The sequence below is a fragment of the Motilibacter aurantiacus genome (assembly GCF_011250645.1).
GTDB lineage: Bacteria > Actinomycetota > Actinomycetes > Motilibacterales > Motilibacteraceae > Motilibacter_A > Motilibacter_A aurantiacus.
On the sequence record NZ_JAANNO010000036.1, the window covers coordinates 1 to 876 of the forward strand.

At 67.9% G+C, this 876-nt stretch carries 1 protein-coding gene; it reads right to left on the minus strand.

The features are described from left to right. On the minus strand, positions 1-857 hold an 857-nt coding region (locus G9H72_RS20700), incomplete at its 3' end, for an NHL repeat-containing protein (RefSeq protein WP_231127625.1). Positions 858-876: the final 19 nt, after the last annotated feature.

The following is an 876-nucleotide window of genomic DNA, read 5'->3' on the forward strand; positions in this document are numbered from 1 at the left end:
GCGAGGGTGGTGGTGGCTTCGGGCTGCTGGGCGGCGGGCAGCGGGTCGGCCGAGGTGACCTTCAACAGCTTGCGGGTCCAGCTAGTGCCGAGGAACACAGCCTGGCCGTGGACACCGAGCCCATAGACATACGGGAGCCACGCGTCGGTGCCAACACCCTCGCGCACGCCGTCACCAGAGCCCGCCACCGACACCACTGCACCGTCGGACTTCGTCAACCGCCGCAGCACCGTGCTGCCGTTCAAGCCCTGCGTGAAGTACAGGTAGTCACCCGCCGAAACGACTCTGCGTGCCTCTTGAGTCGCGGGCACGTTAGTGATGGCCTTGGTGGTCAGGTGAAGGCGCTTGAGGCCGGCATAGGTCGAGACCCACAACGTGTCCGCGTCAGCGGCGATGCCCTGCACCGAGCTGTCGAGAGAGGCAAAGGTCTCCCAACTGCCGTTCGCCACGTCCACCACGCGCACGGTCTGTCCGACCGATGCGAACAGCTGCCCGCCAGGGCCGACAGTAAGGGCGTTGACGTAGTCGTAGCCGCTCTGCACCACGGTCGACGTCGCACCATCGGCGAGGGACGTCCGCCGTAACGTGTAAGCGGCACTCGACGACTCGCCGGTGTAGAGGTAGTGGCCGTCCGAGGCAATCTGCGTCACCCCGCAGAACCGTGCGTCAGCCCCCCTGACCGCGTTCGTCGGCCAGCACTCTCCCGAGGGCGCCTGTGCCGTGCCGGCGAGCATGTCCGTCTGCCCCGTCGCCGGGTCCACCCGCGCGATCCCGTAGTAGGCGGCGACATACAACTTGCCGCCCACCGCCACCGACGCCCCGGACATCAACGACTCCGACGTCCCGAACTCCACCACCCGGCCAGGAGCCTGGGCG